Annotated in this window: 8 protein-coding genes; 6 read left to right on the top strand and 2 right to left on the bottom strand. The window is 56.3% G+C overall.

Annotated features, from left to right (window positions below):
• The first annotated feature begins 35 nt into the window (after positions 1-35).
• The 4 genes from BMZ02_RS15205 to BMZ02_RS15185 all read left to right on the top strand — a co-directional run bounded on the left by BMZ02_RS15205 (position 36) and on the right by BMZ02_RS15185 (position 4,260).
• Positions 36-260, top strand: a complete 225-nt coding sequence (locus BMZ02_RS15205; protein WP_425425090.1) for an integrase core domain-containing protein — start codon at positions 36-38, stop codon at positions 258-260.
• A gap of 1,479 nt (positions 261-1,739) precedes the next feature.
• A complete protein-coding gene (locus BMZ02_RS15195) occupies positions 1,740-2,324 on the top strand; it encodes a TetR/AcrR family transcriptional regulator (protein WP_091645410.1) in 585 nt (194 codons plus the stop codon).
• 46 nt (positions 2,325-2,370) lie between these two features.
• On the top strand, positions 2,371-3,483 hold the full coding sequence (locus BMZ02_RS15190) for an alkene reductase (RefSeq protein WP_091645408.1): 1,113 nt from the start codon (positions 2,371-2,373) through the stop codon (positions 3,481-3,483).
• A 39-nt stretch (positions 3,484-3,522) separates the two neighbouring features.
• Positions 3,523-4,260 (top strand): SDR family oxidoreductase, encoded by a 738-nt coding sequence (locus BMZ02_RS15185; protein ID WP_091645407.1) that lies wholly within the window; start codon positions 3,523-3,525, stop codon positions 4,258-4,260.
• A gap of 178 nt (positions 4,261-4,438) precedes the next feature.
• On the opposite strand, the gene BMZ02_RS15180 is transcribed toward BMZ02_RS15185, so the two are convergent.
• Both BMZ02_RS15180 and BMZ02_RS15170 read right to left on the bottom strand, forming a co-directional pair.
• Entirely contained in the window at positions 4,439-4,855 is a 417-nt protein-coding gene (locus BMZ02_RS15180) for a GNAT family N-acetyltransferase (protein ID WP_091645405.1), read from the bottom strand.
• Positions 4,856-5,338: 483 nt separating this feature from the next.
• Positions 5,339-7,105, bottom strand: coding sequence for a GmrSD restriction endonuclease domain-containing protein (locus tag BMZ02_RS15170; RefSeq protein ID WP_091645402.1), 1,767 nt, complete (start codon positions 7,103-7,105; stop codon positions 5,339-5,341).
• Between the two features lie 145 nt (positions 7,106-7,250).
• Between BMZ02_RS15170 and BMZ02_RS15165 the strand changes: the two genes are divergently transcribed.
• On the top strand, positions 7,251-7,565 hold the full coding sequence (locus BMZ02_RS15165; protein ID WP_091645401.1) for a transposase: 315 nt from the start codon (positions 7,251-7,253) through the stop codon (positions 7,563-7,565).
• Positions 7,566-7,588: 23 nt separating this feature from the next.
• Positions 7,589-8,404, top strand: a complete 816-nt coding sequence (locus BMZ02_RS15160; RefSeq protein WP_091645399.1) for an IS3 family transposase — start codon at positions 7,589-7,591, stop codon at positions 8,402-8,404.
• The last annotated feature ends 160 nt before the right edge of the window (positions 8,405-8,564 follow it).

Below are 8,564 nucleotides of genomic sequence, written 5' to 3'. Positions count from 1 at the left end.
CAAGCGTTCTCAAAGAGTATGGCATCCGGATCAGTATGGACGGCAAGGGCTGCTACCATGACAACATCTTCGTGGAACGGCTCTGGCGCAGCGTCAAACACGAGTGCGTCTACCTCACTGCCTTCGAGGATGGCCGACACTTGAAGCAGGCGCTCCACCGGTACTTCCGGCATTACAATCAGACCCGGTACCACCAAACCCTTGATTACCAAACGCCCGATGAGGTGTACTACGGGCAATCCATATCCTTGGCAGCCTGAGCCAGGGAAACAACCGGATCATAGCTTAGGGACACCATCAGGTTGTCCAACTGATTGGGTCCACCTCACTGCACGCAGGGCTCGGAGAAGCGCTTCGGCACGGGGCGACAAGCGATAGCCAGTCCCGAGGCTCTCGGTGAGACCGAGGTTCTTAAGCTTACGCACGTTCACCTTAAACAACTCCTTGTCTTGACCGACGAGACCGGAGAGGTCACCTGCGCGCACGCCTGGATGCGATTCCACGGTTTCCAATGTACGAACGGTCCATGCCCCCTCAGGTGCACGCGCATCCAATCGAATCAAGCACCGCCGCAGACCCTCGAACTCCGCCTCTGTTGCCACCGGTGCCTCGCGCAGCTCGACTCGGGGATCCGGGCGCAATTGTCCAAATACAATGCGGTAAACTTCCCCCTCAGACCGACGCTGCAACTCATCCAGCAACGCCTGTCTAGACTTGTAGCCCGCGCGGTGAGCATCCTCCTCGGAAATCTGGTTCAGGGTCACGGGCTCCACAGACCTGATACTGAGTTGTCCGACGGGAGTAAGCAACGTGCCGCCCTCTCGCACGGATGGCCGCCGCCAGCGGCGGAACGCCAGTGTAACGGCCCCCGCCCGAATGCCTTCGAGGAACTCCTTTCGAAAGAGCATTAGATCGCCCCCGCTTCAGCCACATAACGCCAGGGATGAGCCCCGCGCGTTAGCGCGTCGGCTGGATTCCGTTATTGGGCTCATCGCACTGCAGGGTTTCTACGGCGTTTCCTACGCGGAACTCAAAGGTCAAACGCCAGTTACCGTTGACCCAGATTGACTACCGGCCGCGGTCGCCTCCCTTGGGCGGATGCCGACGAAATCCCGGGATTCTCATGTCTTCGATACTGGCTGCGGTATCAAGCGCGGCCAGCTGTATCCTGCAGCCGAGTCGCCTGCTGCGACGCGATACCAGCGACGCTCCCCGACTTGCAGAGTCGCCGAAACCCCTCGTGACGGAATGATCTGTTCATGCCCAGACCGTACCACGTTGCCCATCACGCAACACCCGGCCAACCGCCAAGCTAGACGGCAGCCGCTGCGAAGCAGTGGCTGTCCAGTGCAGGCCCTGAAGGGGGAGAAGATTCTGCCTTTCTGACGGGTGCCGGCGGTCCAAGCGAGAACTCCATCTGAGGCCGAAAACCAGGGCGGCGACGCCGCCCCGCCAGGCACGATCAAGCCGGACTTGGGTCGGCTGCCACTGAGAGCCGTCTTCGGCCACAAGACACGAGCGCTGAGAGCGCCATTAGATCAGCGCTTCCTTGAGCTGAGCATCGTTGCCAGCCCTGCCTCTAGCTGGTCATCCGTTTTCCCACGAAACCGACTGAACGCCCAGTGGGCCCTGTCGAGGGTGCATTCAGCACGTGTCTGCTGCTGGAGCTGACTTTCCCCGGAGGGCTCCTGATTCCGCACCGGTTGACCCCACTAGGAGACCGGTCTAATATCCGCGCCATGGGATCGGACGACACTCGCCAGCACATCATCCAAGTCGGCGCACAGCTGATTCTCTGCAATGGCTTCCAGGCCACGGGGATCAACAAAGTGCTGGATGCAGCTCAGGTACCCAAGGGCTCGTTCTATTACTACTTCAGCAGCAAGAACGACTTTGGCCTGGCAGTCATTGACGACTACGCCCGCGACTACGATCAGCGCCTGGATGAAACAGTAAGCAATCCCGCACTGACACCGCTCGATCGCATCCGAGCCTATCTGGAGGCCGCCTCCCAGGACGTCATTGATTGTGATTTCTCGAAGGGGTGCCTCATCGGCAACCTAGGCCAGGAGCTGGCCACCCAGAACGAAGCGTTCCGCTCCAAGCTCGACACGGTATTTGCCGGTTGGGAGCGCCGCTTCGCGGACTGCATTACCGAAGGACAGCATGCGGGCGAGATCCCAACAGACCTCGATGCAGCGGAGGCGGCATCCCTGCTGCTGTCTGGTTGGCAGGGCGCAATACTGAGAGCCAAATTGATCCGCTCCAGACAGCCACTGGACCAGTTTCAGTCACTTCTCTTCCGGAAAATCCTGACGAATTAACGCCAGGCCGGATCACAGTCATTCAATCACGCAAGAGTGAGAACCGATGAATCAAGCGCACAACCCGCTATTCGACACCGTGACCCTGGGCGATCTGACATTGCCCAACCGGATCATCATGTCACCGCTCACCCGGGCCCGGGCCAGCCAACCCGGTGACGTTCCCAGCGACATGAACGCCACCTACTACGCTCAGAGGGCCAGCGCCGGGCTGATCATCAGCGAAGCAACGCAAGTCTGCCCCGAGGGCAAGGGATACGCATTCACACCGGGCATCTACTCCAGCGAACAGGTTCGGGGCTGGCGCAAGGTCACCGATGCGGTGCATGAAGCCGGTGGCCGTATCCACGCCCAGCTCTGGCATGTGGGTCGCATCTCACACAATGAACTCCAGCCGGGTGGAGCCAGCCCCGTTGCCCCGTCGGCGATCACCCCTGAAGGATCGCAGGTCTTTATCAGTGCTGAATCGGGAATGGTAGACGTTCCCCAACCGCGGGCACTGGAAACCGAAGAAATCCCCAAAGTGGTGGAACAGTTCCGTCAGGGCGCCGAGAACGCCCGGGAGGCCGGTTTTGATGGCATCGAGATCCACGCCGCCAACGGCTATCTGCTGGATCAGTTCCTGCGGACCGGCAGCAACCAGCGCACCGATGAATACGGCGGCTCCGTGGAAAACCGGGTGCGGTTCCCGCTGATGGTGGTCGAGGCGGTCAAGCAGGTCTGGCCAACGGCTCGCATTGGCGTGCGCGTCACCCCCACCGGCAGCTTCAACAGCATGTACGATGAAGACCCCCACACCACCTTTGAGGCATTCGCCCGTGGCCTTGACGAGGCCGGCATCGCCTATCTGGAAGTGGTCGAGGACTCCTTCCAGGGCAACCACGAAGAAGGCCGCCCGGAATCCGTCCTCAAAGCCATTCGCAACGCCTTCAGCGGCACCTACATCGGCAACGGCGCCTACAGCCGGGATGAGGCAATCGAGCGCATCCAGGCCGGTTACTGCGACCTGGTGTCCTTCGGGCGCCCCATGATCGCCAACCCGGACCTGGTCGAGCGGTTCCGGCAGAACGCGCCATTGAACCGCTGGGACGACAGCACCTTTTACGGTGGCGACGAACGTGGCTACATCGACTATCCCACGCTTGAGCAAGCGCAATAGTGTCCGCGCACTCCCCCTCGGTTAACAGGAGTTGGAACCTTGTCAGAGGTTGAAAACAAAGTAGTGATCATCACCGGTGCCAGCAGTGGCCTGGGTGAAGCGACGGCACACATGCTTGCCAAGCGTGGGGCAAAACTCATGCTGACAGCGCGCCGTGAAGATCGACTGAAGCAACTGAAAGAGTCGATTGAGAAAGAAGGCGGTCAGGCTGAGTACCAGGTCCTGGATGTGACCGATCGTCAGGCCGTTCAGGCCGTGGCCGACAGAACAGTGGAGCTCTTTGGTCGCATTGATGTGCTGCTGGCCAACGCCGGCCTGATGCAGCTCGCGCCCATCGACAAGCTGAACGTGGACGAGTGGGACACCATGATCGATGTGAACATCAAGGGTGTCCTCTACGGCCTGGCTGCCGTGCTGCCGACCATGCGCAAGCAGGGCTCCGGCCACATCATCAACCTGTCCTCCGTGGCCGGCCATGTCGTCTTCCCGGGTGCGGCTGTCTACTGCGCCACCAAGTACGCCGTGAAAGCGCTGTCGGAAGGCATCCGCCAGGAATCCAACGGCGAGATCCGGGCCACCAACATCTCCCCCGGAGCGGTGGCCACGGAACTGACTGACCACATCACGGATCCGGATGCGCGGAAAGCAGCCAATGACCTGTACGCGGTGGCCATTGATGCCGACGCCATTGCCCGGGCGGTCACCTACGCCATCGAGCAGCCGGGTGATGTGGATGTGAACGAGATGATCATCCGGCCGACCAAGCAGGAGTTGTAAGCCTCAAGGCCAGACAACAAACAGGTACCGGGCCCTGCCAGTGATGGCAGTGCCCCGGTATTCCAGCCCTTGTGCACTGGCCCAATGAGTTCCCCTTGCGGCCTAACGCCAACCGGCATGCGCAGCTACGGAATGGCGGCGAATCCGCAGTGCGGTAGCCGTCGCGTGCCTGGCCTTGTTAATTACCAATGGTCACTCCCGCATCCAGAACCCAGCAACGATCATTGTGCGTGTAACCAAGCCGACGGTAGTACGAGTTGGCCGCCGGTGCTGCAATGAGGATCAATTTGCAGAGCGGCCCGAGTTGCTCTTGGGTCAGTGACTGTAATCGTTTGCCTATTCCTGATCTTTGATAGTGCTGATGAACCGCCAAATCTGACAGGTAGCAGGCGTAGTGAAAATCCGTGACACCGCGGGCGATGCCAACCAACAACTCATCATCCCACGCGCTTACGACGAGATTGGAGTTAGAAATCGTCCCATCCATACAGTCTCGATCGTGGATTGGCCGACGCTCCCCGAGGCTAGAACTCTCCAGTAAACCGATGAACTGGTCAGTGGTAACTGGGTGATTCACCTTGAAGGTTATAGCCATATCTCTCCTTGGCAATTAAGGCCTGCAATAAACGGCGCAAGGAACATGAGCGTCCGGCGACCGGAGAGAGCGCATTTAATGGCTTGGTTATAAGGCATTACTGCACACTCTTTTTGACAAAATGGCCGCACACGGCGGACAGCCCAAAAAACATGGACGATAGTAAAACTGTGCCCAAGGCGGGAAACAGCCCCTTGCCTGATAATAGAAGCTCAAGGCCCGCAAGAGCAATTACTACAGCGAGCGCCATGAAGCACACTAGCGCAAGAAGCATAGTAACGAACACTAGAGGCCTCTCTAGCCGCTTAAATTGTAGACCAACAATAATCGCTTCAATCAAACTCATGAAAAACTCTCAATGACTTATAACGCATAGCTGAGGCGCGCGAGCGTGCGAGCGTCGCCTCAAGCGCCGTGTTATGCAGTTACTGGTGAGAGCAGACATAGGTACCGCCACCAACAGCCCTTTGCTAAACCCATTGCCTAAAACCTTTTCGCGATTGACGCGATTTGCTGTGCAGTTTCTGCTTTTAGGGTGTCGTCACCACTCCTCAAAAAGGTCTCCTCACCCACATAAGACATTTCACATTGCGGCGGAATGGTAATGGTGATAACACCTAGGCCGTAGAACTCATTATAGTCCATATTGGAAAGCACAGAATCCCGCACACTCCCAGAAAGACCGGAGTTCCGGATCGCCTCCTTCCACTGCGAATAATATTGCTCAATAGTAATGCCCAGCACGTCCGCCTCTCGTTTTACTCCAACGACATACTTTCTCCCAATCCTTTTCCCTTCCACTCCGTCAATTTCACTTATTCGTTTTTTGTCTGCCTCCTTGTCAGCAACTCCAATTATTATTTGCCCAGAGCAGCTTGGCCCATTATTCGCTATTGCACAAATCGTTTTAATAACCTTGTCGACTACCGCCCCATCTCTTTTTCTATCATCTGAGAGACTTAGAAGCCCTTGCTTTAATTCGTACCTAGAGTGCTCCGCTTCTGATCGTCTTAATGCGTTCTGGATATCTACGGTCGACTGCGACCCATAAATATGCTGTGTTCCATCAGCATCGATCAAGCAATCGTCCAACAATGCTTTCGCAGTTGCGATATTCTTTCTTCGTTCACTTGGGGACCCCGCTTTCCTACCAGACTCAACCCTGGAAACAAGATTGTTTAGAGATTTTTTAGCGCACTCGTAGTCGGAAATCACTTTCTTGTCTTTGACAAAAGTTTCGTGAAGCGCGATAAACAGAACGGCAAAAACGGAAGGAAATGGGTTCGTTGTTCTTTTTTCAAAGATCAAATCTCTTAGCTTTTCCTCGCCCCCTTGACTGCATATTTTTTGTATTTCTTCAACACAAAATTTGAACTCCTCTGATATGCGCTCGGGGCCGTATACATCAAGCGAGCTCAATATTCTTCTATTTTCCTCGCTTCCGTCCGCGTACACGCTATCTAAAGCATCCTTAGACCTAGGAATTGGTTGACTCCCAACTATCGAAGCCACAATATCCGCTATACACTGTTCGTCTTCGCTATCTCGCAGATCTGTAGATCGCAGGATACCCTGCTGAACCCAGAAAACTTCATCTGCGCGCACTTCATAGCCGTGCTTGGACATTGGCAAATCAACACTAACTGACGGCATCAAACTAAGTGTCAATACATCAGCAGAGTCGTCCCCTCGTATTTCACAAGCTATATGACGAACGACCTCAGAGAATTCGTTTTGGACACCCGCCTGCCTTCTTTCTTGATCACTTAACCGGTGACCATAGGTATTAATTCTGTCAAATACGTCATTTATTTCATCCTCCGTTGCATTGCGCATCACAGAAAGCGCCAACGTATAATCAAGGATCGTGGTCACCTGCCCCTGATCAATAAGACTTTCCGATTGAGTAGGGTCAAAACCACCAGAATCTGCACGACTTTTCGCGGTAGGAAAGTGTTCAAGGTTGAAGAATTGCCCGTCTAAATCTGGAAATGACGTTTCTATAAATGAAACAATAGCATGAAGCCTTTGAAGGCCATCTATTATTTCATACGTGCCCGCCTCTTCTCGCTCGGCAACAAAGAGCGCGGGAATCGGGTATCTTTTTAATATTGACTCAATTAACCTTTGCTTCTCATCTTGAGTCCATACAAGTTTTCTTTGATACCGTCTATTAACGTATAGCTTATCTTCCTTATACCAGCTGTATATTGATTGGATCGAGGTTGGTTGAGATGCTAGGTCAGCCACTTATAACTCCTTAGTCGAAATCTATGGTGCTTTTTTAAAAGCGACAACTGCATAACGCTCAGCGTAACCGGCCGGCTTTGGAGCGCCATGACCTTGCCCGGCTGAATTGGACACCTCTTCGTTTTTGCAATTGATGAGGTGATCCATGAAGTACCGCCGCTACGATGACCAGTTCAAGGTTGAAGCCGTGGAGCTCGCGCTGCAACCCGGCGTCCAGACCCAGGCCGTGGCTGCACGGCTGGGCATCCACCCGTTTATGCTGTCACGCTGGAAGAAGGAATACCGCGAGGGTCGATTCATGGCAAAGCCTCCCAAGGGTAGTGACGCCGAAGCCGCGGAGCTACGGCGGCAGATCCGGGCGTTGAAGCGTGACAACCGCAAGCTGAACGAGGAGAACGAGATCCTCAGGGAAGCGCGGCGTTTTTTCGGACAACGCCGACCGGGAGATACCGATTCATAGCCGAGCGGCGGGACCGCTTCTCGGTGAAGCGCCTGTGTGACGCCCTTGGCGTGCCGCGGAGCAGCTTCTACGAGTGGTCGCAGCGGATGCCGAGTGCCCAAGCCATTGAGGATGCCGTATTGCTCAAGCCCATTCGCCAGGCCTTTGCTGCCAATCGAGGCATCTATGGCAGCCCGCGCATCAAGCAGGTGCTGGATGGCATGGGATACCCGTGTGGGCGCCATCACGTGGCCCGGCTGATGCGTGAAGATGGACTGGTTGCCCGTCAGGCGAAGCGCTATCGCCCGCGCCCTGGAAGGGCTGCTCAGTATCAGGTGCCGAACAGGCTTCTGGAGCAAGGGCCGGCGAACCGGCGCGGCGAGGTCTGGGTCGGCGATTACACGTATATCCACACGCAGCGCGGTTGGCTGTTCTTGGCGGTGGTCATGGATCAATACACTCGACAGATCCTTGGTTGGGCGACATCGCAGCAGCGCACGGCTGAGCTGACTTGTGCGGCGTTGATCAACGCCCTGCAACATCATCGGCCGCGCCGCGGTGCGCTGTTTCATTCGGATCAGGGCATCGAGTACGCCGCCAACAGCTTCAAGGCGCTGCTCGCCCGCCACAGCCTGACGCAGAGCATGAGTCGCCGGGCGTACTGCTACGACAACGCCCATGTGGAGTCCTTCTTTGGCACGCTGAAGGCCGAGTCCGACGTCACCGAGGCCCACCTGCAGCAATCCGTGTCCGCGCTGGTCAGCCATGTCGATGACTACCTCCGGTTCTACAATCGGCGGCGGCTGCACTCAGCGCTGGGCTTTCAATCGCCGGCCGCCTTCGGGAAACTGGCCGCATGAACGTGTCCAATCCAATTCAGTCGGGCAAGGTCACGGCGACCGCAGGGAGCGAATTTAATGGCCTTGTTAGCTCTTGACTCGAATACGACCTTTCTCATCTTCGACACCATGCTTTCCTTTAGGTATAGCGACCATGCGACCATCACGGCCTTGGAGGCCA

The organism is Aquisalimonas asiatica (assembly GCF_900110585.1).
Taxonomy (GTDB): domain Bacteria; phylum Pseudomonadota; class Gammaproteobacteria; order Nitrococcales; family Aquisalimonadaceae; genus Aquisalimonas; species Aquisalimonas asiatica.
This window is presented reverse-complemented; position numbering and strand designations above follow the sequence as displayed.

What these genes read in the sequence shown, in the direction of transcription:
- BMZ02_RS15205 (WP_425425090.1), top strand. Translation starts at nt 36, where the DNA reads ATGGACGGCAAGGGCTGCTACCATGACAACATCTTCGTGGAACGGCTC.
- BMZ02_RS15195 (WP_091645410.1), top strand. Translation starts at nt 1,740, where the DNA reads ATGGGATCGGACGACACTCGCCAGCACATCATCCAAGTCGGCGCACAG.
- BMZ02_RS15190 (WP_091645408.1), top strand. Translation starts at nt 2,371, where the DNA reads ATGAATCAAGCGCACAACCCGCTATTCGACACCGTGACCCTGGGCGAT.
- BMZ02_RS15180 (WP_091645405.1), bottom strand. Translation starts at nt 4,855, where the DNA reads ATGGCTATAACCTTCAAGGTGAATCACCCAGTTACCACTGACCAGTTC.
- BMZ02_RS15165 (WP_091645401.1), top strand. Translation starts at nt 7,251, where the DNA reads ATGAAGTACCGCCGCTACGATGACCAGTTCAAGGTTGAAGCCGTGGAG.